Origin of the sequence: Paenarthrobacter sp. 22069 (assembly GCF_052046035.1) — a bacterium.
In the GTDB taxonomy this organism is placed as follows: Bacteria; Actinomycetota; Actinomycetes; order Actinomycetales; family Micrococcaceae; genus Arthrobacter.
Genome location: NZ_JBQEQF010000017.1, coordinates 91833 through 113128 on the forward strand (window position 1 = coordinate 91833; position 21296 = coordinate 113128).

At 67.2% G+C, this 21296-nt stretch carries 18 protein-coding genes; 11 read left to right on the forward strand and 7 right to left on the reverse strand.

Going from position 1 to position 21296, the window contains the following annotated elements; all coding sequences use genetic code 11:
* Window positions 1–11 precede the first annotated feature (11 nt).
* A complete protein-coding gene (locus ACTJK0_RS15025) occupies window positions 12–1463 on the reverse strand; it encodes an NAD-dependent malic enzyme (protein ID WP_110541752.1) in 1452 nt (483 codons plus the stop codon).
* A gap of 220 nt (window positions 1464–1683) precedes the next feature.
* Here ACTJK0_RS15025 and ACTJK0_RS15030 point away from each other — a divergent pair, with 220 nt between their 5' ends.
* Window positions 1684–2439 carry an IclR family transcriptional regulator gene (locus ACTJK0_RS15030; protein ID WP_110541751.1) on the forward strand — a complete coding sequence of 252 codons (756 nt, stop codon included), beginning with the start codon at window positions 1684–1686 and terminating at the stop codon, window positions 2437–2439.
* 89 nt (window positions 2440–2528) lie between these two features.
* Here the strand turns inward: ACTJK0_RS15030 and ACTJK0_RS15035 are convergent, their stop codons facing one another.
* Window positions 2529–4031 carry a nucleobase:cation symporter-2 family protein gene (locus ACTJK0_RS15035; RefSeq protein ID WP_440745719.1) on the reverse strand — a complete coding sequence of 501 codons (1503 nt, stop codon included), beginning with the start codon at window positions 4029–4031 and terminating at the stop codon, window positions 2529–2531.
* 139 nt (window positions 4032–4170) lie between these two features.
* Window positions 4171–5079: a factor-independent urate hydroxylase gene (pucL, locus tag ACTJK0_RS15040; protein WP_440745720.1), complete on the reverse strand. Its 909-nt coding sequence runs from the start codon at window positions 5077–5079 to the stop codon at window positions 4171–4173.
* Window positions 5080–5439: 360 nt separating this feature from the next.
* Between pucL and ACTJK0_RS15045 the strand changes: the two genes are divergently transcribed.
* Window positions 5440–5616: a hypothetical protein gene (locus ACTJK0_RS15045; protein WP_440745721.1), complete on the forward strand. Its 177-nt coding sequence runs from the start codon at window positions 5440–5442 to the stop codon at window positions 5614–5616.
* Between the two features lie 24 nt (window positions 5617–5640).
* Here the strand turns inward: ACTJK0_RS15045 and ligD are convergent, their stop codons facing one another.
* Together ligD and ACTJK0_RS15055 are read right to left on the reverse strand one after the other, a co-directional pair.
* The gene (gene ligD / locus ACTJK0_RS15050; protein WP_440745722.1) at window positions 5641–6879 is read right to left on the reverse strand and encodes a non-homologous end-joining DNA ligase; all 1239 of its coding nucleotides are present in this window, start codon (window positions 6877–6879) and stop codon (window positions 5641–5643) included.
* 31 nt (window positions 6880–6910) lie between these two features.
* Window positions 6911–8278: an 8-oxoguanine deaminase gene (locus tag ACTJK0_RS15055; RefSeq protein ID WP_440745723.1), complete on the reverse strand. Its 1368-nt coding sequence runs from the start codon at window positions 8276–8278 to the stop codon at window positions 6911–6913.
* A 402-nt stretch (window positions 8279–8680) separates the two neighbouring features.
* Here ACTJK0_RS15055 and ACTJK0_RS15060 point away from each other — a divergent pair, with 402 nt between their 5' ends.
* The 9 genes from ACTJK0_RS15060 to ACTJK0_RS15100 all read left to right on the forward strand — a co-directional run bounded on the left by ACTJK0_RS15060 (window position 8681) and on the right by ACTJK0_RS15100 (window position 19819).
* Window positions 8681–9175 carry a nucleoside deaminase gene (locus ACTJK0_RS15060; protein ID WP_110541746.1) on the forward strand — a complete coding sequence of 165 codons (495 nt, stop codon included), beginning with the start codon at window positions 8681–8683 and terminating at the stop codon, window positions 9173–9175.
* Window positions 9176–9189: 14 nt separating this feature from the next.
* A complete protein-coding gene (locus tag ACTJK0_RS15065) occupies window positions 9190–10710 on the forward strand; it encodes an NCS2 family permease (protein WP_440745724.1) in 1521 nt (506 codons plus the stop codon).
* 130 nt (window positions 10711–10840) lie between these two features.
* Window positions 10841–12067 carry an XdhC family protein gene (locus ACTJK0_RS15070; protein ID WP_440745725.1) on the forward strand — a complete coding sequence of 409 codons (1227 nt, stop codon included), beginning with the start codon at window positions 10841–10843 and terminating at the stop codon, window positions 12065–12067.
* Window positions 12058–12987: an FAD binding domain-containing protein gene (locus tag ACTJK0_RS15075; protein ID WP_440745726.1), complete on the forward strand. Its 930-nt coding sequence runs from the start codon at window positions 12058–12060 to the stop codon at window positions 12985–12987. The genes ACTJK0_RS15070 and ACTJK0_RS15075 overlap by 10 nt, the downstream gene beginning before the upstream one ends.
* A gap of 2 nt (window positions 12988–12989) precedes the next feature.
* A complete protein-coding gene (locus ACTJK0_RS15080) occupies window positions 12990–15818 on the forward strand; it encodes a molybdopterin-dependent oxidoreductase (protein ID WP_440745727.1) in 2829 nt (942 codons plus the stop codon).
* Between the two features lie 87 nt (window positions 15819–15905).
* A complete protein-coding gene (locus ACTJK0_RS15085; RefSeq protein ID WP_440745728.1) occupies window positions 15906–16886 on the forward strand; it encodes an aldo/keto reductase in 981 nt (326 codons plus the stop codon).
* A gap of 44 nt (window positions 16887–16930) precedes the next feature.
* Window positions 16931–17671, forward strand: a complete 741-nt coding sequence (locus ACTJK0_RS15090; RefSeq protein ID WP_440745729.1) for a HEAT repeat domain-containing protein — start codon at window positions 16931–16933, stop codon at window positions 17669–17671.
* A complete protein-coding gene (locus ACTJK0_RS15095; RefSeq protein ID WP_440745730.1) occupies window positions 17668–18318 on the forward strand; it encodes a uracil-DNA glycosylase in 651 nt (216 codons plus the stop codon). Before ACTJK0_RS15090 ends, ACTJK0_RS15095 begins: the two co-directional genes overlap by 4 nt.
* A gap of 55 nt (window positions 18319–18373) precedes the next feature.
* Window positions 18374–19819, forward strand: a complete 1446-nt coding sequence (locus ACTJK0_RS15100) for a DUF222 domain-containing protein (protein ID WP_440745731.1) — start codon at window positions 18374–18376, stop codon at window positions 19817–19819.
* Window positions 19820–19822: 3 nt separating this feature from the next.
* On the opposite strand, the gene nboR is transcribed toward ACTJK0_RS15100, so the two are convergent.
* Window positions 19823–20464: a nicotine blue oxidoreductase gene (nboR, locus tag ACTJK0_RS15105; protein ID WP_440745732.1), complete on the reverse strand. Its 642-nt coding sequence runs from the start codon at window positions 20462–20464 to the stop codon at window positions 19823–19825.
* 24 nt (window positions 20465–20488) lie between these two features.
* The coding region (locus ACTJK0_RS15110) for a transketolase-like TK C-terminal-containing protein (protein ID WP_440745733.1) at window positions 20489–21296 on the reverse strand (808 nt) is incomplete at its 5' end.

Sequence of the window (21296 nt, forward strand, 5' to 3'; positions counted from 1 at the left end):
AAGTCGGGCGGTCAGGCGGAGGCCAGTGCAGGCACTGGTTCCTTGTCAGAGTCGGCCGGGCCGGCAGCCGTTGCAACGCTTGAAGCGTGGGCGGCTGCTTCGACGGCGGCCGCGACGTTGGCGGTTACGTGCGGATCGAAGATGCTGGGGATGATGTAGCTCGCATTGAGCTCATTATCATTCACGCGGTTGGCGATTGCCTCTGCGGCAGCCACCAGCATGTCCGGAGTGATGTCACTTGCCCCGGCGTCCAGGAGCCCGCGGAAGAGGCCGGGGAAGGCCAGGACGTTGTTGATCTGGTTGGGGAAGTCACTGCGGCCGGTGGCCACGACCGCGGCATGCTTGGAGGCGATCGCCGGGTCCACCTCGGGGGTGGGGTTGGCCATGGCGAACACGATGGAGTCCTTCGCCATGGAGGCGACGTGCTCCTCGCCGAGGATGTTCGGTGCGGAGACGCCGATAAAGACGTCGGCGCCGACCAGTGCCTCGTGGAGGCTGCCGGAGAAGCCCTCCTGGTTGGTGTTCTCGGCGATCCAGGTGCGGTGCCCGTCGTCGTACTTCTCGCCCTTGTGGATGGCGCCGGAGCGGCCTGCGGCAACAATGTGCCGGGCGCCCTGGGCCTTGAGCAGCTGGATGATGGCAGAGCCTGCCGCGCCGACGCCGGAAACGACGATCTTCACGTCCGCGATCTTCTTGTCCACCACGCGCAGGGCGTTGACCAGGGCAGCGAGGGTCACGATGGCGGTGCCGTGCTGGTCGTCGTGGAAGACAGGGATGTCCAGTTCCTCGCGCAGGCGCGCCTCAATCTCGAAACAGCGGGGCGCGGCGATGTCCTCCAGGTTCACGCCGCCGAAGACGGGGGCCAGGAGCTTGACGGTGCGGATGATTTCCTCCGTGTCCTGGGTATCCAGGCATACCGGCCACGCATCCACGTTGGCGAACTGCTTGAAGAGGGCGGCCTTGCCTTCCATGACCGGCAGGGCGGCGGCGGGGCCGATGTTGCCCAGGCCCAGCACGGCGGAACCGTCGGTGACCACGGCAACGGTGTTGCGTTTGACGGTCAGGTTGCGGGCTGCGGCGGGGTCTTCGGCGATGGCCAGGCAGACTCGGGCGACGCCGGGGGTGTAGGCGCGCGAGAGGTCGTCCCGGTTGCGCAGCGGGACCTTGGGGACCACCTCGAGCTTTCCACCGAGGTGCATCAGGAAGGTGCGGTCCGAGACGTGCTGGACCGTGACGCCGTCGAGGGCGTTGAGGGCGTCCTTGACGCGGGCTGCGTGGGCGTCGTCGGTGGTATTGCAGGTGACGTCGACCACCAGGGTCTCGTGGTGGGACTCGGTGACGTCCAACGCGGTGATCGCTGCGCCGGCTGCTCCGACGGCTGCGGCAAGTTCGCTGGTGGCGCTGAAGCTTGACGGTGCTTCCACGCGCAGGGTGATCGAATTTCCGGGGCTGGGGTTCGCCATTGAATGTCCTCCTGTTGGGCCTTGTCCGGCTGCTGCGCGGATTCGAATGTTTTCGTATTATGGATATTATTATCTACTTTATGGAAATACAAGCCCTTGCAATGTGACTGGTCAACTGCCATCGCAGCCCGGGTCGCGGTGCTGTATGTTGGGTGTTCTAAGCACTCTTTTCACGATGCGGATAAGAGTTGTCGGATTCCGAGCCATAGGAGACAACGGAATGGCAGAAAAAGCCTCTGGCGGGGTGCAGTCGGTGGAGCGCGTCTTCGAACTGCTGGAGCTGATCACTGATGCCGGCGGCGACGTCACGCTCAGCGAGCTCTCCTCGTCCACGGACCTCCCGCTGCCCACCATCCACCGACTGCTCCGCACTCTGGTGTCGCTCGGCTACATCCGGCAGCTGCCCAACCGGCGTTATGCCCTGGGTCCGCGGCTCATCCGCCTGGGTGAAGGCGCCAACAAGCAGCTCGGTGCACTGGCGCGGCCGCAGCTGAAGACCCTTGTCGACAGGCTGGGGGAGACCTCCAACATGGCCGTACTGGACTCGGACATGGTGATCTACGTGGCGCAGGTGCCCTCGCTGCACTCCATGCGCATGTTCACGGAGGTGGGCCGCCGCGCCCACACCCATGCCACCGGCGTCGGAAAAGCTATCCTGGCCCAGCTCGATGATGACGCTGTCCGCGGCATCGTGGCGCGCGCCGGGATGCCCACCCCTACGCCCAAGAGCATCGGCGACGTCGAAGAGCTCCTGGCGGACCTCAAGCTCATCCGCGAGCGGGGCTACTCCATTGACGAGGAGGAGCAGGAGCTGGGGGTGCGGTGCTTCGCCATGGCCGTTCCCAACGCCCCCACGCCCACGGCCATTTCGGTGTCCGGGCCGGTGTCGCGGGTGGACGAGGACTTCGCCGACAAGGCCGTCCCGGTCCTCCGCGAAGCTGCCGAGGCCATCTCCCGGGAACTGAACCACACCTGAGGCGCCTGGCCTGGACAGGCTGTGCCAGCCACGCCCGACGGCGGCCCCCTCCTTTCGGAGCGGGCCGCCGTCGTCGTTTGTGCGGAAAGTCAGTGCTCTGACGCCTTATCTGATGCCTGGACGGGGACTTCCTTGCCGTCGCAGTCGATCAGCTTGCCGTTTTCGAAGCGGTCGCCTTCGGCCAGGCAACGAAGGTCGTCCGCCTTGACCAGCCGCTCAGTGCCCGCCACGAACACGGACTGGTTGTCCGAATTGCCCGCCCGAAGGTGGTTGAACAGCAGGTTCAGCAGGATGGCCATGACGGCGGCGGAGCTGATGCCCGAGTGGAAGATGGTGCCGAACCAGGACGGGAACTGGTCATAGAAGGTGGGAGCGGCGATCGGGATCATGCCGAAGCCGATGGACGCGGCTACCACGATCAGGTTCATGTTGTTCTTGTAGTCCACCTTGGAAAGGGTCCTGATGCCGCTGGCTGCCACCGTGCCAAAGAGAACGATGCCGGCACCGCCCAGGACGGGCGTCGGTACCGCTGCGACCACGCGGCCCAGGACGGGCAGCAGGCCGAGCACCACCAGGATTACGCCGCCGGCGCTCACCACGAACCGGCTCTTGACACCGGTGATGGCCACCAGGCCCACGTTCTGGGCGAAAGCGCTCTGGGTGAAGGAGTTGAAGAGCGGGGAGATGGCGCTGGAGAGCATGTCCGCCCGCAGGCCGTTGCCAATGCGCTTGGAGTCCACCTTGGTGCCCACGATCTCGCCCACCGCGATGATGTCCGCTGACGTCTCGGTCAGGGTGACCAGGATGACGATCAGCATGGAGATGATGGCTGCGAGCTCAAACGTGGGTGGCCCGAAGGCGAAGGGGGTGGGGAAGGCAACGATCTCGCCCTGGCCCACCTTGGAGAAGTCCGCCATGCCGAAGACCACTGCGACCAGGGTTCCCAGGACCATGGCCAGCAGGATGGAAAGCCGCGAAATCGCGGCGCTGCCCACCTTGCTCAGGAGCAGGACGATGCCCATGGTGGCCGCTGCCAGTCCAATGTTTGCCACGCTGCCGTAGTTGGGCGCTTTGTTGTTGCCGCCCATGGCCCAGTTGGCGGCCACCGGCATCAGCGTCAGGCCGATGGTGGTAATGACCGTGCCGGTCACGACGGGCGGGAAGAACCGGATGATCTTCGAGAACAGCGGCGTGATCAGCAGGCCTATCAGCGAGGCAGCGATGACGGAACCGAAGACAGCCTGGATCCCACCGCCGCCGTGGACGATGGCCACCATGGTGGAGACCCCTGCGAAGGACACGCCCTGCACCAGCGGCAGCTGCGAGCCGAAGAAGGGGATGCCCACGGTCTGCAGGATGGTGGCAAGGCCGCCGACGAAAAGGCAGGCGGCGATGAGCAGGCCGATGTCCTGGGAGTTCATGCCGGCGGCGGCGCCGATGATCAGGGGAGGGGCGATGATGCCGCCGTACATGGTGAGGACGTGCTGGAAGCCGTAGGCGAAGGTGCTTCCGATGGAGAGCCGCTGGTCCTCAGGGCGGGCCTGGGCCCCTTTACCGGCGGCTGCGGCAGCCAGTTTCTTTTTGGTGTTCATGGCAGACTTTCTTGGTTCATGGCAGACGTCATCGTCTGGCTAACTGGTGTCTGGCTAACAGGTAAGGCTGTGGGGTGGTGCGGGAGTGGTTTCGACGGGCTCAACCAGCGGTGGTTGAGCCCGTCTGGCCGGGTGGCGTTTAGCAGAAGCCGGCGATGCCGGACCAGGCGGCCGGAGCGGCTGCAGCGTCCTCGCGCTGGACGGTGGCCTCGATCAGGCCGTAGGGGCGGTCGGCAGCGAAGAAGACCTCGTTGGGGTTGTCCAGGCCGAACGGGGAGAGGTCCACGAGGAAGTGGTGCTTGTTGGGCATGGAGAACTTGATCTCGTCGATCTCGCTGTGGGCCTCGAGGACCTTGGCGCCCATGTCGAACAGGGTCTGCTGCAGGGCATGGGAGTACTTCTCGGTGAAGCCTTCGAGCAGGAGGTCCTTGACGTCCTCGTAGCTCTTGTTGAAGTCCAGGCTGCTGAAGTCGGTTCCGGTCTTGTAGCGCCAGCGGGCCGAAACGTCCGTGGCGAGGATCCGGTCGGTGGTCTCGGGCAGCGTGGTGTAGCGGTCCCGGGGGTAGCCGACGAAGCCGGACTGGGTGGACCTCAGGACGGTCAGGTCCTTCAGTCCCGAGATCAGGTGGCTGGTGGCGCCGTCGCGGACCAGGACGGCGGTCCGGACTTCCTGCCCGTTGCGGACGAACGAGTGGTCGTGTTCGCTGCCGTGTGCCTGGATGCGGTTCCAGGCGTAGGACTCAGCTTCCCAGCGGCCGCCGGTAACCCAGTCGAAGCTGGAGGTAAAGTGCTCGCCGAGGCGCAGCAGGAACGCTTCCGGCGAACCGATGCCGTCACGGGCGAAGGCGTAGATGGTGTTCTTCTGGGTGTCGGTGGCCACCACGTGGGCGTTGTCGCCCTCAAGGTGGGCCGCGGCGAAGTCGCCCCGCAGCTGCGAGGTGACGTTCAGGTCCTCGATCTCGTGGCGGTCGGTGTCCCTGGTGATCTTGACGACGCGGACTTCTGCCTTGCCGTACTGGTTTTCGCCGAGAATGATCTTGCTGCTCATGGTCTGTTCCCAATCTCCGGTAAGTGGAACCAAGGTTCCATCACTGAAATTAAGCGCGCGTTTCGAGCGCGTTTCCGGTGGAGCCGACCCAACAAAAAAGAGCCGGCATCCATTGATGCCAGCTCATTACGACCCTGCCTGCTGCTCCCAGGTTACGTGACCTGCGCCACGAGTTGCCTACCAGCGTACCCCTGCTTGCCGGTGGTGTACATCACAAGCCGAAAATTCATTTTGTGACTGGCGTCCTTGAGGGTGGGGTGCCGAGGGTCATTGACGCGCAGCAGGACCAGCCCTATTCTTTTCACATAGCAATAAACAGTTTCCGAAATGCGGAAAAGATTGCGCTAGAAGGAGGAGCAGATGAACCCCCAGGAACAGAACAAGGTCGCGGAGTTTCCGGCACCGGGCCAGGAGTTGTACCTGCCCTTTGGAGCCACGGATCCGGACTTCTACATCCTCGCCGAGCACGAGCGGCGCAACTCCGGGTTCTCGCGCTGGCTGCGCGCACTTCCCGTCTTTGGCCGCCAGCGCCCCTGACGTCCGGCCGGCCGGCGGTCCACGCTAGGCCCTGCCCGGCCATTCCTTCCCGGCCCAGGGGTCGTAGTCCGCAACAAGCTCCTCCTGGGCCGGGCGCTCTGCCTCGGGAACGTGCTGCAGGTTCACCCGCACCCGGTACCAGAGCGAACTGGATCCGCGCATCCCGTCAATAAGGACGTCGGCTGGGCTCAGGGAGGGGACGACCCCGGCATGCCGGGACTTCCATTCCTCCAATGCCGCCACAGCCTCCGGCCTGGTGCGGGTGCGCGCCACCTCAATCAGCGGCATCGTCGACTGTCGGCGGCCCGAACCGTTGGCTCCCCGCGGCGCCTTCTCGGCCGGGCCCAGCTCCTTCGCAAGGGCCAGCAGTCCCTCAAGGGAACCAGCGGCGTCGTCGATTCCCCGGTGCGGGTCGCCGATGTCCGCGAAACGCTCCAGCACAGTGGGGACCGTAAACCGCTCCGGCCGGGCGGTCCGGACCTCCTCCCACGTGAGCGGCGTGGACACGCGGGCGTCGGGCAGGGCCCGCACCGAGTAGGCCGACGCCACCGTGCGGTCCTTGGCGTTCTGGTTGAAGTCCACGAATACGCTTTCGCCGCGCTCCTCCTTCCACCACCGTGCGGTGGCCAGCCCCGGCGCGCGGTTCTCCACCTCCCGGGCGAGGGTTTCCGCGGCGAGCCGGACATCCTTGTAGGACCACTGCGGGGCGATGCGCACCAGGATGTGCAGCCCCCGCGAACCGCTGGTCTTCGGCCATCCCACCAGCCCCACGTCGGCCAGGACCTCCTGCGCCACGTAGGCCACATCCACGATCTGCGACCAGTCCACGCCGGGCATGGGATCCAGGTCCACGCGCAGCTCGTCCGGGTGTTCGAGGTCCTCGGCACGGACCGGATGCGGGTTCAGGTCCAGGCAGCCCAGGTTCACCACCCAGGCGAGGCCCGCCGCATCCCTGATCACGGCTTCCTCCGCAGATGTCCCCGACGCGTAGTGCAGCGTGGTGGCGTCGATGTAGGGAGGATGGTTCTCCGGGACCCGTTTCTGGAAGAACGGCTCCGCATCGATGCCCTTGGGGAAGCGCTTCAGCACCATCGGCCGGCCGCCCGCACCCCGCAGGGCCCCGTCCGCCACTGCAAGGTAGTACTGCACCAGGTCAAGCTTGGTCAGCCCCGGTTCCGGGAACACCACCTTGTCCGGACTGGAGATGCGGACCTCTTCACCATCGACTTTAAGGATTTCGGGCGGCGTCTTGGACGGTGTCATGCGGTCACGGTAGCAGCGGGCGCGGCATGTGTCAGCCGTTTACCAGGCGCCTTGCCGCAGCCGAGTGCTCGGCGATGAGCCCCGCGACGTCAAGTCCCGGGATGTGCCCGTCCACCACCCGCCACTGGCCGCCCACCATCACCCGGTCGGCCCGGTCCGCCGCGCACAGCAGCAGGGCGGCGATGGGATCGTGGCTGCCGGAGAAGCGAAGGTCATCGAGCGTGAACAGTGCCAGGTCTGCCTGCATGCCCGGAGCCAGCTGGCCCAGTTCCTGCCGGCCCAGGACGGCGGCCGAGCCGCGGGTGGCCCAGCCGAGTGCCCGCTCCACGGGAACGTCGGCGCCGTACCGCAGCCGCTGGAGGTACAGCGCCTGCCGCGCTTCCAGGATCATGTTGGAGGCATCGTTCGACGCCGAGCCGTCCACGCCCAGGCCCACCGGAACCCCGGCGTCCTCCAGCTCCAGGACACGCGCGGTTCCCGAGGCCAGCCGCATGTTGGACGTGGGGCAATGCGCGACGGCGGTCCCCGCGGCCCCGAGGCGGGTGATCTCGGCGTCGCTGAAGTGGATGCCGTGCCCCAGCCAGGTGCGGTCCGTCAGCCAGCCGACGCTGTCCAGGTAGTCCACCGTCCGCAGGCCAAACATCTCCCGGCAGAAGTCCTCCTCGTCCAGCGTTTCCGCGAGGTGGGTGTGCAGCCGGACGTCCAGGCGTTCGGCAAGGGCCGCGCTTTCGGCCATGATCTCCTTGGTCACCGAGAACGGTGAGCAGGGGGCGAGGGCAATCTGGATCACCGCATCGTCCCCGCGCTCGTGGTAGCGGCCCACCAGGCGCTCGCTGTCCTCCAGGACCACTTCGGGACGCTGGACGGTGGACTGCGGCGGCAGGCCGCCGTCGTCCGTTCCCAGGGTCATGGAGCCGCGGGTGAGCGTGGCGCGCATGCCCAGCCGGCGGACCGCCGCCACCTCGATGTCGATCGCATCCTCAAGCCCGGCGGGGAAGAGGTAGTGGTGGTCGGCGGCGGTGGTGCAGCCGGAGAGGAGCAGCTCGGCGAGGGCCACGGTGGCGGCCAGTTCAAGGTTCTTGGGGGTCAGCCGGGCCCAGACGGGATACAGGTTCTGCAGCCAGGGGAAGAGCGGGGCGTTGGCCACCGGCCCCCAGGCGCGCGTGAGGGTCTGGTAGAAGTGGTGGTGCGTGTTGATGAGGCCGGGCAGCAGGACGTGCCGGCCGGCGTCGAAGGTTTCCCGGACGGGCGCCGAAGGCTGCTGGCCGGCTGCCAGGACTTCTTCAATGACCCCGCCGTTGACCACCACGCCGCCCGAGGCGTCGAGGCTGTTGGCGGTGAAGGCTGCCAGGGGATTCCTGATCCAGAGCCGGTTGGTGGGTGCAGGGAAATGGATCACGGGCTGTCCTTGTCTGAGCGCAGTTGCGGTGAAGCCAGCTCAGTGAAGCCCTGTCTGCTGATCCAGGGCCCGCCGTCCCAAGGGAGTGCGGGTGGGATCAGGCTAGGGAAGGGGCGCGGCGCGCGTCAATGCCGCGGATTGTGACCGCCGCCGCTACCCGGGGACAGTGAACGGACGGAAACATCGATTTCACATTGCGAAATTAAATTTCCAGAAAACTATGGCGTGGCCCACAAACCGGTGCTAATCTCGATTCTGCCAAAGGCGGGCACCCGAACCCGGGAAGCTATCTACCAGGCGCAACTTAACCTTCACAGCACATGCTGAAGCCTGGTAACCGTTCGCACCTGGTTCTACTGGTCCTGCACGGCAACAGGCTTCCCGGCAAAAGGAAGTCGCATCATGAGTACCACCGTCACGGCCGAACAGTATTTGGCCAGATCAATCCGGCTGGCAACGGCCAACGTCCTCAACAGCGGCGGGCCCTTCGGCGCCATGATCGTCACCGCGGACGGCTCAACCTTCGACGGCGTCAACCGCGTCACCGCGGACAACGACCCCACCGCCCACGCAGAGGTCACCGCGATCCGCAACGCCTGCCGCGAACTGGGTACCTTCGACCTTAGCGGCGCCACCCTCTACACCAGCTGCGAGCCCTGCCCCATGTGCCTGGCGTCCGCGCTCTGGGCCCGGATCGACCGGGTGGTGTACGCCGCGGACCGCCATGACGCAGCCTCAGTCGGCTTTGACGACGCCGTCTTCTACGAGTACTTCGACAACCAGGACAGGGACTCCCTGATGCCGGTCTCCAAGCTGGAACTGGGCGATCCCCAGGCACCGGCCCCCCTGGAGCCGTTCAATACCTGGAACACCCTCGAATCCAGGATCGACTACTAGGCCCGGCGGCTCAGATGACCATCCTGGACCATTCCCACGAGGAGCATCCGGCTCCCAGCACCCCCACCACCCGGCAGGCCCCCCGCGCTTCGAAACTGCCGGCGTCGAACTCCTTCCTTGACCGCTTCTTCCAGATCAGCCGCCGCGGTTCAACGCCGGGGCGCGAATTCCGCGGCGGCCTGGTCACCTTCTTCACCATGGCGTACATCGTCATCCTGAACCCCCTCATCCTTGGCGGGTTCAGCGCTGACAACGCCCCCACCGACGTCGCGGGCGGCTGGCTCTCTGCGGCCCAGGTGGGTGCCGTCACCGGCCTCACCGCCGGGGTCATGACCATCCTCTTCGGCCTGATCGCCAACCTGCCGTTCGGGCTTGCCGCCGGACTCGGCATCAACTCCTTCCTTGCCGTCTCGGTGATCCACGAGGTCACCTGGGCCGAGGCCATGGGCCTGGTGGTGATCAACGGCATCCTGATCGTCCTGTTCGGCGTCACCGGGGCCCGGACCGCCATTTTCCGGGCCGTTCCCAAGGAACTGAAAGCAGCCATCACCGTTGGCATCGGACTGTTCATTGCCTTCATCGGGTTCGTGGACTCCGGATTCGTCCGGCCCACCTCCGGCGGGCCTCCCGTCCAGCTGGGCGACGGCGGCTCCATCACCTCCGTGCCCACGCTCGTGTTCGTCGTCGGCCTCCTTGCCATGGGCATCCTGGTCGCACGAAAGGTCCAGGGCGGCCTGCTCATCGGCATCGTCGGCACCACCGTGCTGGCCGCCGTCGTGGAAGCCATCATGAAGCTGGGCCCCGCCAGCACCACCAACCCCGGCGGCTGGCACCTGAACACCCCCGTCCCGTCCGGCCAGTTGGTTTCGGCGCCGGACCTGGGCCTGGTGGGCCACTTCGACCTGTTCGGCTCGTTCGGCAGGATCGGCGGACTCGCGGCCACCATGCTGGTCTTCACGCTCGTGTTCACCAACTTCTTCGATGCCATGGGCACCATGACCGGGCTGGCCAAAAGCGCCGGCGTCGCCCACAAGGACGGCACGTTCCCGCGGCTGAAGTCCGCCTTCATTGTTGAAGGCTTCGGCGCCGTGGCCGGCGGGGCCACTTCAGGGTCCTCCAATACGGTCTACATCGACTCCGCGGCCGGCATTGGCGAAGGTGCCCGCACTGGCCTGGCTTCGGTGGTGACGGGCCTGCTGTTCCTGGGCTCAATGTTCCTCACCCCGCTCACCAGCGTGGTGCCCCTGGAGGTCGCTGCCGCCGCCCTGGTGGTGGTTGGCGCGATGATGATGGCGCAGATCCGCGAGATCAAGTTCAGCAAGTTCACGGTGGCGCTGCCGGCATTCCTCACCATCGTGACCATGCCGCTGAGCTACTCGATCGCCAACGGCATCGGCGTCGGCTTTGTGAGCTGGGCCGTGATCGGGGCGGCATCGGGCAAGGCGAAGAAGATCCATCCGCTGATGTGGGTGGTGAGCGCCGGGTTCCTGGTGTACTTCGCCCGCGGGCCCATCAACGCCCTGCTCGGCGGCTGAAAACCACCAACCGGGAAGCCCCGGGGACATCCGCACCGGCACCAGAGGTGCGGATGTCCCCGCCCGGATGCTTTTACAACGACTTGATAGGAACGAGAATGGACACCACAGCGCGGCAGGAGGTACCGCAATGCTTGACCTGATCCCTTCGCTTGGCGCCTGGCTGCCCACACTCGGGGGCGGGCAGTTCGCCGTCGCCACCATCGCGGCCGCCAGTGGTTCCGTGCCGCGCCCGGTGGGAACATCCATGATCATCACCGCCTCCGGTTCCGTGCTGGGGAGCCTTTCCGGCGGCTGCGTGGAGGGCGCCGTGGTGGCGCTCGCCCAGGAAGCAATGGACGACGACGCCGCACGCCGGAAGACCTTCGGCTTCAGTTCAGAGGACGCCTTCGCGGCCGGCCTCACCTGCGGGGGAGAGCTGGACATCCATATCCAGCCGGTGCCAGCCCGCGCCGCGCATCCACTGCGCACCGCGCTCCAGGTGATGGCCCAATCCGGCCCGGACCAGCCCCTGGCGCTGGTACGTACGCTGGGCACCCGGGGAGGAGACGCCGTCGTGGTGCCCGATCCGGCCGCCTTCCAACTGGCTGGCCTCCTGGCAGCGGCGCCGGAGCTGCTCCACCTTCTGCACGGGGAAACAGCGTTGCAGGTGGAGTCGATGGTGCGCGGCGGCGGTGCCGGTTTGGTCCGGCTGTCCGGGCCGGGCGAATGCCCGCCGGACCGCGATGGCCGCAGCGGGCGTCCGGAGGACGCTGCCGTCCTGGTGGAGTCCAGGCTTGCACCGCCCCGGATGCTGGTTTTCGGCGCCAACGATTTCGGCGCCGCGCTGGTGCCCGCTGCCAGGCTGCTCGGGTACCACGTGACCCTGATCGATGCCCGCCCCGCTTTTGCCCGCCAGCCCCGCTTCGCCGCCGCCCACCAGGTGGTCACGGACTGGCCGCACCGGTACCTGGCAGTGGAAGCAGCTGCGGGGCGGTTGGACAGCCGCACCGTCGCCGCCGTCCTGACCCATGACCCGAAGTTCGATCTTCCGCTGCTGGAGGCCGCGCTGGCCCTGGACCTTGCCTACGTGGGGGCCATGGGATCCCGCCGGAGCCACCTCCAGCGGGTTGGGGACCTGCTCGCGGCGGGCGTCGCGCCGGAGCGGATCGCCCAACTGCACTCGCCCATCGGCCTGGACCTCGGGGCCGTCACCCCCGCGGAGGTGGCAGTGTCCATCACCGCCGAAATCCTCGCAGCCCGCACCCGCGCCGCCAGCTGCACCCCGCTGCGGGACACCTCCGGCTCCATCCACCAACACCCGGGGCCCGCACCGGCGCCCACAGACTTCAACCACCAGGAGATCGCATGGACATGAACACCATTGAGGCGGTGGTCCGCACCACCGACCCCGCGGAGTGGCGGGACGGCGATGCCTGGCTGGCGGGCGGCACCGTCCTTTTCTCCTACGGCAGCTATGCCTTCGGACCGCAGCCGCTCACCCGGCTCCTGGACCTCGGCTCTGCCGGCTGGACACCCATCACGGTCACCGACGACGGCATCGACATCGCCGCGACCTGCACCGTTGCCGGCCTGTACAACCTCCCCGGGATGCCCGAGGTTTCCGGCCGCGGCTGGCCCGGCCTGGACCTGGTCAAGGCATGCTGCGATTCGTTCGTGGCCTCCTTCAAGGTGTGGAACATGTCCACGGTGGGCGGCAACATCTGCACCTCCCTGCCCGCCGGGCCCATGACCTCACTGTGCGCCGGCCTGGACGGCACCGCCACCATCCTTGCCGCCGGCGGCACCAGCCGCAGCATCCCGGTGGCGGACTTCGTCACCGGTGACGCCACGAACTGCCTGGCACCAGGCGAGCTGCTCCGCGGCGTCCACCTCCCGGCGTCGGCCCTCTCCGCCCGGGTGGCGTTCCGGCGCCTGTCGCTGAGCAACCTGGGCCGGTCCGGTGCGCTGCTGATCGGACGGCTCGACGGCGGCACGTCCCTGGTCCTGACCGTCACGGCCGCGACCAAACGGCCGGTCCAGCTGCGCTTTGACGGGTTGCCGGATCCCGACGGGCTGGCCGCGGCCCTTGACGGGGCAGTCCCCGCAGACCTATACCACGATGACATCCACGGTCTGCCGGCCTGGCGGCGCGACATGACCTACCGGCTGGCAGAAGAGATCCGCGCCGAACTGGCAGTGCCCGATGGGACACCGGGACTGGCTGTCTCGGGCGACTTCTGGCCCCCGCGGACAGGCCCGGCTGCCGGCCCCACCACACTTTCGAAAGGGGCCTGAGCATGGCCATGGAGATCAACGGAACGCCTGCTGCCGCCGAGCCGCGCCCCGGGCAATGCCTCCGCACGTTCCTGCGCGAGCAGGGCAACACCGGCGTGAAGAAGGGCTGCGACGGCGGCGACTGCGGCGCCTGCACGGTCCACGTGGATGGCGTGCCGGTCCACAGCTGCATCTACCCCGCGGTCCGCGCCGAGGGGCACTCCGTCACCACCATCGAGGGACTGGCAGCCACCAGCGGCGGCACTGGCCTGCATCCGGTGCAGCAGCAGTTCCTGGAACGCCAGGGCTTCCAGTGCGGCTTCTGCACCGCTGGCATGGTGATGACCGCCGCCACGTTCGACGACGGACAGAGGGAGAACCTGCCCCGGAACCTCAAGGGCAACCTCTGCCGCTGTACCGGGTACCGTGCCATCGCGGACGCCGTCTGCGGCGACGCGGGCCACCCTGATCCGCAGGGGCCCGGCTCCGGCATTGCCGGGAAAGGGCAGCCGGACCCCGAACCTGGCCAACTGGGCGACGACGTCCCGGCCCCGGCCAGCCGTGCCGTGGTCACCGGTGCCGCACGCTATACCCTGGACATCCCCGCGGACCAGGCACAGGGACTGCTGCACCTGAAGATCCTGCGCTCGCCGCACGCCCACGCCCGGGTTGTCGCCATCAATAAGGAGGCGGCGCTGCGGGTGCCGGGCGTGGTGGCCGTCCTCACGTCGGAAGATGCCCCCGCCCAGCTGTTCTCGACCGCCCAGCACGAGCTCTTCACGGATGACCCGGATGACACCCGGGTGCTTGACGACGTGGTGCGCTTCATCGGGCAGCGGGTAGCCGCCGTCGTGGCCGAAACGGTGGGCGCCGCCGAAGCGGGGGTGCGCGCCCTGCAAGTGGAATACCAGGAATTGCCCGCCGTCTTCTCGCCCCGGGAGGCACTGCTCCCCAACGCGCCGCTGGTCCATGGCGACAAGGATGCAATAGCGTCCCGCATCTCCGCGCCGGAGCACAATGTGGTGGCGGAGCTCCACTCCGAACTGGGGAGCGTGGCCGACGGGTTCGCGGCCGCAGACTTCATCCACGAACAGACCTACCAGACCCAACGGGTACAGCACGTGGCCCTGGAAACACACGCGGCCATCGCCTCCGTGGATGACCAGGGCAGGCTCCAGGTCCGCACTTCCAGCCAGGTTCCCTTCCTGGTCCGGCGCTCCCTCTGCCGGGTTTTCGGGCTCGACGAGGACAAGGTCCACGTGGTGGCGGGGCGCGTGGGCGGTGGATTCGGCGGCAAGCAGGAAGTCCTTACCGAGGACCTCGTGGCGCTCGCAGCCCTGAAACTGCAGCGGCCGGTGCAGCTGGAACTGACCCGCACCGAGCAGTTCACCGCCACCACCACCCGGCACCCGTTCACCATCAAATTGAGGGCCGGCGCCAGCAAGGAGGGGCGGCTGACGGCCCTGGAGCTGGACGTGGTCACCAACACGGGCGCCTACGGCAACCACGGCCCGGGTGTCATGTTCCACGGCTGCGGGGAATCCCTGGCGGTCTACAACTGCGTCAACAAGAAAGTGGACGCCCGTTCGGTATACACCAACACGGTCCCGTCCGGCGCGTTCCGTGGCTACGGGCTGAGCCAGATGATTTTCGCCATCGAGTCCGCCATGGATGAGCTGGCCGCGGGGATCGGGATGGACCCGCTGGAGTTCCGCCGCCGGAACATGGTCCGGGAGGGGGACCACATGCTGTCCACCCAGCCGGACCCGGAAGAGGACGTCCACTACGGCAGCTATGGCCTGGACCAGTGCCTGGACCTGGTCCGGGACGCGTTGGACCGCGGCCAGGAACGGTACCGGCAGGCAGGGCTTGAGGACCTGGGGCCGGACTGGATGGTGGGCGAGGGTACCGCCCTGTCCATGATCGACACCGTGCCGCCACGCGGCCACTTTGCCCATTCCCGCCTCCGGCTCCTGCCGGACGGAACGTACCAGGCCGACGTCGGGACCGCCGAGTTCGGCAACGGCACCACCACGGTGCACGCCCAGCTCGCTGCCACGGCACTGTCCACTGAAGCGTCCAAGGTGGTGGTGCGGCAGTCCGATACGGATCTGGTGGAACACGATACCGGGGCGTTCGGGTCCGCCGGCACGGTGGTGGCCGGTAAGGCCACCCTCGCCGCGGCGGAAGAGCTGGCCGTCCGGATCCGGGCATTCGCCGCCGGCATCCGTCAGACCCAGGCCTCTGCCTGCGTCCTTGACGGGGACTCAGTAGTGGTTGACGGAACGCCCGTGGCACTGCCGGAACTGGCGCAGGCCGCTGCGGAGGCCGGCGTCGAACTCGCCGCCGAGGGGCGCTGGGGCGGCACGCCGCGCTCGGTCGCTTTCAACGTGCACGGCTTCCGGGTGGCGGTGAACCGGGGCACCGGCGAGCTGAAAATCCTGCAAAGCGTCCAGGCCGCAGACGCCGGCGTGGTGGTCAATCCCCGGCAGTGCCGCGGCCAGATCGAAGGCGGGATAGCCCAGGCCCTTGGTGCCACGCTGTATGAGGAAGTGGTGGTCAACGACGCCGGGAAGGTCGCCACGGACATCCTCCGGCAGTACCACATCCCCACCTTCGCGGACGTCCCGCGCAGTGAGGTGTACTTCGCGGACACCAACGACAAGCTGGGGCCCCTCGGTGCCAAGTCGATGAGCGAAAGCCCCTTCAACCCGGTGGCGCCCGCGCTGGCCAACGCCATCCGGAACGCCACAGGAGTTCGGTTCGCAACACTGCCTATCGCCAGGGACAGGATCTACCTGGGACTCAAGGAGGCCGGGCTGGTGCCGGTGCCGGAGCGGGTTCATTCCTAAGGCAGCCGTTGGTCGTTCTTGGCAATGTGCGAGTGCAGCCCGGGGTCGGATCTGACCCCGGGCTGCATCGTTGCATATAGTCGGGGGATGGAACAGCGGATTTTATGCAAGACCGGACGGAATGTGTCCATCGTGGGGCTGGGTACGTGGCAGCTCGGCGCGGACTGGGGCAACGTCGACCCGGCGCAGGCGCAGGCGATCCTGGCGGCTTCCGTTGAAGCGGGGGTCACCTTCTTTGACACCGCCGACGTCTACGGTGACGGACGCAGCGAGCAGGCCATCGGAAAGTTCCTGGCGGACAACCCCGGGCTTGGCATAACCGTGGCCACGAAGATGGGCCGCCGGATGGAGCAGCGGCCGGAGAACTACAGCCTGGCCAACTTCCGCCAGTGGGTTGACCGGTCGCGGAAGAACTTGGGCACCGACGCCCTGGACCTGGTCCAGCTGCACTGCCCGCCCACTCCCGTGTACAGCAATAACGAGGTGTACGACGCGCTGGACACCCTGGTGTCCGAAGGCGCCATCAAAAACTACGGCGTCAGCGTGGAACGGACGGACGAGGCCCTCGAAGCGATCCGCCACGGGGGAACCGCTTCCGTCCAGATCATCCTTAACGCCTTCCGGCTCAAGCCCGTGGACGAAGTCCTGCCGGCCGCCAAAGCCGCAGGCGTGGGCATCATTGCCCGCGTTCCGCTGGCCTCGGGCCTGCTATCCGGCAAATACTCCAAGGACACCACGTTCGCGGAGAACGACCACCGGAACTACAACCGCAAGGGCGAGGCCTTCGACGTCGGGGAAACCTTCTCCGGCGTGGACTACGAGCTGGGCCTGAAGGCTGTGAAGGAGTTCGAGCAGCTGGTGCCGGAGGGCGCTACCACCGCCCAGGCCGCCATCGCCTGGATCGCGGCGCAGGACGGTGTCAGCACCGTGATTCCCGGCGCCCGCAACGTGGACCAGGCGCGTGCCAACGCCGCGGCGGCCGCCGTCAGCATCGGCAAAGAGTTCGACGACGGTGTCCGCTGGATCTACGACCACTACTTCCGCGAGGCCATCCACCCGCGCTGGTAGCGGAGCCCAAAGGGCAACACGGGTCTGCGGCATGGAGGTGTGCGGTGACCAAACAGTCTGATTACAGGGCGGTGTTGGAATCGCTCCCCGCCGGGCAATGGCTGGCCTACCTCGATGCTGAGTCAGGACTGCCCGGTCCCCGCGGCAACATTGAGCTGGCAGAGGCTTTTGCCGATGTGGCGGACCCCGGGCTGATAGAGGCGTGTGCCGGGAGCCCGGACGAATACCGCGCCATGTGCGGTGCCGTGGGCCTTGGCCGATTGCTTGTTGAGGGCCGGCAGGGCGCCGCAGAGACATTACGGGGCCTTGCAGGGGACCATCGCTGGCGGGTCCGCGAGGGGGTTGCGATGGCACTGCAGCGGCTCGGTGGGGTGGACATGCCCGCGCTGTGGGCCTTGTCGGCGGCCTGGCTTGGCGATGGTCCCTTGGTCCAGCGGGCCGTGGCTGCCGGTATCTGTGAACCCCGCCTGCTGCGCACCCCCGAGGATGCCGGAAGGGCGGTGGACGTCCTGGACAAGATCACCGCCGCCATTGCAGGAACCGACCCAGGCTTGCGGCGAACTGAAGAATTCCGCGTGCTGCGGCAGGGCCTCGGATACTGCTGGAGCGTGGCCGTCGCCGCCGCCCCGGAGAAAGGATTCGGGTGCCTGGAGAAATGGGCCGTGAGCCAAGACAAGGACGTGCGCTGGATCCTGCGCGAGAACCTTAAGAAGGCGCGCCTCGCGAGAGCTGACGAGGCCGCGTGCGGACGCCTGGCCGCGCGCCTGGAAGAACCGGGCGAATGAGTGCTCCTGCCATCGCGGCATTCGTTGAGCAGCTTGCAGTCGTTGACACGGGTGCTGCCGCCAACAATTTCTTCAACCACGCAGTTCCGGAGAATGCGCTCCGCCGCCATAACCTGGAGATCTACCTGCAGGAGATGCTGGACCGCCGTCCCAAAGTACTGCTGGTGGGCGAGGCGCCGGGCTTCAGGGGCATGCGTATCACCGGCGTTCCCTTCACCAATAGAGTCATCCTCGGAGGGCCCGCCAACAGCTTCGGGCTTTTCGGTCCCGGCAAGGGTTACGTGCTGCCGCCAGAAGCTGCGGGGGTTGCCGCGGAGCCCACCGCTACCGTGCTCTGGCAAGTCCTGGAAGAAGTGGATTTCCTTCCGCTGCTGTGGAGTGCTTTTCCCTGGCACACGCATCAACCAGGCAAGCCCTTGTCCAACCGCACGCCCAGGCCCTCTGAGACCAAGCTGGGCACCCCTTTTTGGCAGGAGCTTTCGGAACTGTTCGGCATCAGTACCATCGTGGCGGTGGGCAATGTGGCCCAGCACAGTCTGCAACGCAGCGGCCTTGACGTACCGAAGATCCGGCATCCCGCCCACGGTGGCAGGTCTGGCTTCAAACAGGGGCTGGAGCAGTTGCTGGAGCGTGGGATGCCGGCCTGAGCTGAATTCTCCGTTATGGATCCTGATTGTCGTACCCCCTTGCCATGATGGGTTTATGGGGAAGGCAGCGGTGGTGAAGGCGTTTGGGGATATCCGTGCTGCCCTTGCTGTGTTGAACGCTGAGGTGGAGGGGGCGGGTTCGGTCCCGTTTTCGGTGGGGGATCCGTTGTCTGGGTTGGCGGATGGGTGCCTGGACATTTTGGCCGGGTCACGGGAGGTGGAGGCCGGGTTCGCGGGGTTGAAGGCGAAGGCGGCGGTGAAGTATTCGGAGTCAGCTTTTGCTGTTGCGGGCCCGGATGTGCCGGTGGTGGCGCAGGAGATGGCGGTCGCGGCGGAGATCGGCTGCCTGCTGGCCCTTGGTCCGCGGGCCGCGGGCACGTTCCTGGGCACCTCCCACGCCCTGACCACCGGTTTGCCGCGGACCTTGGAGGCTTTGCAGGCCGGGACGATCTCGTGGCAGCACGCGGTAGTGATGGCCGACGAAACCGCAGGCCTGGACGCTGCCGGGGTGGCGGCGTTGGAAGCCCATTTCCTAGACCCCGAAGCACCGGAGCCGGCGCGGGGCTGCCCCGCCGGTCAGTTGCCGGCGCACCGGTTCAAGGCCAAAGCCCGCACCTGGCGGGAACGCCACCACGCCCAGTCCATCGAACAACGCCACACCAAAGGGGTGGCAGAGCGGCGGGTGGAGTTCCGGCCGGACCAGGACGGGATGGCCTGGCTGTCTGCGTACCTTCCCGCGGACCAGGCCCAGGCGGGGTGGAACCGGCTCACCGCGATCGCCCGGTCCATGCAGGGGCCGGACGAACCCCGGACCCTGACCCAGCTCCGCGCGGACACCTTTGCCGCCGCAACCCTTGGCAGCGGCACAACAGTCAACGATGCCAGGCTCGGCGCGGGAACTGACCAGCAATCTCCGATCCGGGCGCAGGTGCTGGTCACTGTGCCGGTGTGTGCGCTGCTGGGCGTGAGTGATGAGCCGGCGGTGCTGGATGGGTACGGGCCCATCCCCCCGTCAATGGCCCGGCGGCTCGTCGCGGACGGTGCCGGTTCGTTCTACCGGGTGTTGGTGGACCCGCGGGACGGGGCGCCGCTGGAGATCGGCAGGACCAGTTACCGGGTCACGAAAGCGATGCGGGCCTGGCTGAGGATGCGGGACGGCAAGTGCCCGTTCCCGGGGTGCAGCAACAACTCCCTGGACACCGAGGCCGACCACATCCTCGCCTGGGCCAAGGGCGGCACCACCGGAATCAGCAACCTGGGACAGCCCTGCCCCAAACACCACAAACTCCGCCACGCCACCGGCTGGAAACCCACCCCCGCGACCAAAAACGAACCACCCGGCTGGACCTCACCCACAGGCCGCCACTACCAAAGCGAACACCAGGACTGGGAACCACCACGTTGGCCCCAGGGGGTACATCCGGGCAGTGTCGACTTCTTTCACCGTGGGCTGTCGCCCGGAGAAGGTGACCTGGAACGGTTCCTGCGGGCGCAAGCCTGACTGCTACTGGAGAAGGCCGAGCTGGTCCGGCGTATCCACGTCCTCTCCGGTGGACTGATCGCTGCAATCCACCTCGTCCACAAGGTCCGGGTGGCTGTGCAGGAAGCCGCGGGCCCCGGCGTCGCCCGTCACCGTTGCGCAAACAGCTTCGCGGAGGGAGGCGTCGATGAGCAGGGGGTGCCCGCGGCGGAGAGCCGTCCCACCGCCGTCGTTGGAACCACGACGGCGGTACGCGGCCGCGGTGATCCGCCCAGGGCGGCGGGAGGACAACAGGCGGTGCACGGATTCCGGCGTCAGGCCCGGCTGGTCCACCAAGGCGATCAGGAGGTGGTCTGCCGGGTCCGCGGCCTGGTTGCCGAGCAGGAAGGAACTGCCCATTCCTGACTCCCATTCGGGGTTGGTCAGCACGCGGCAGCCGTCCAGCCTGGCGGCAGCCTCAACCTGGGCCGCCCCTGCACCGAGGACCACCACTACCTCGCGGCAGCCGCCGTCGAGGAGTGTTCCGGCGATAGCCTCCACCAACGGCCTGCCGCGGTAGGGGAGCAACGCCTTTGGCCCCAGCCCCAGGCGGGTGCCCGCCCCTGCGGCGAGCACCACCCCGGTGGTTCTCATCCCCGCTGAACCGGTCCCGTCACTGTCACCCATAGCTGCACCCTATGGGAGTAATGCTCAGGCGTCGCCTCCCGCCCCACCGGTGGTGCCGGCGTTGACATCCAGCAGCTTGTAGCGGTCCATTGCGTACGACGGCGCGTCCGCCTCCACTTCGCCCCTCGCCGCGAGCATCTGCAGGACTTTCACCACGATGGAGTGGGTGTCGTTCTTGAAGAAGCGGCGGGCGGCTGCGCGGGTGTCGGAGAAGCCGAAGCCGTCGGCGCCGAGGGTGGCGAATTCGCTGGGGACGAATTGCCGGATCTGGTCCGGGATGGCTTTCATGTAGTCGGAGACGGCGACGATGGGGCCGGTGGCGCCTTCGAGTTGCTGGGTGACGAAGGGGGTGCGGGCGGGTTGGCCGGGGTTGAGGAAGGCTTCCTCTTCGGCGGCGAGGCCGTCGCGGCGCAGTTCGTTCCAGGAGGTGACGGACCAGACGTCGGCGGAGACGTTCCAGTCGTCGGCGAGGATGCGCTGGGCTTCGAGGGCCCAGGGCACGGAGACGCCGGAGGCGAGGATCTGTGCCTTCGGTCCTTCCATACTCGACGCCGACACCCGGTAGATGCCGCCCAGCACACCCTGCACGTCGAGGTCCTCAGGCTCGGCCGGCTGCAGGATCGGTTCGTTGTAGACGGTCAGGTAGTACATGACGTTCTTGTCCGTTGAATCCCCGCCGTACATGCGTTCCAATCCGGAGCGCATGATGTGGCCGATCTCGTAGCCGTAGGCGGGGTCGTAGGTGACCACTGCCGGGTTGGTGGAGGCGAGCAGGGGGGAGTGTCCGTCGGCGTGCTGGAGGCCTTCGCCGGTGAGGGTGGTCCTGCCTGCG